Annotated in this window: 1 protein-coding gene; it reads right to left on the reverse strand. The window is 57.5% G+C overall.

Annotated features, from left to right (window positions below; all coding sequences use genetic code 11):
• On the reverse strand, window positions 1-259 hold a 259-nt coding region (locus BK665_RS33460; protein ID WP_148053291.1), incomplete at both ends, for an FAD-dependent oxidoreductase.

The raw sequence follows: 259 nt of genomic DNA on the forward strand, positions 1-259 counted from the left end.
GTTGTAGCGATAGTGGCCGGGCAGGGCGCCTTTGAAAGCGCCGAGGAAGTGCGGGTCGGACTCCCACGAAACAGTGATCGGATCGCCAATGATCCGTGCGGCGATATCGACTTTCGGGTAGATCTTTTTCAACGCATCCAGCGCCAGCTTCACGCGTTTTTCCACCGGGTGCGGGAGCATTTTCAGCGCGTCACTCATCCACGAGTACGACAGGCAAATCACCCCTGGCTTATCGTCGCCGTTGTCGAACAGATAGGTG

The organism is Pseudomonas frederiksbergensis (genome assembly GCF_003732665.1).
Classification (GTDB): domain Bacteria; phylum Pseudomonadota; class Gammaproteobacteria; order Pseudomonadales; family Pseudomonadaceae; genus Aquipseudomonas; species Aquipseudomonas frederiksbergensis_G.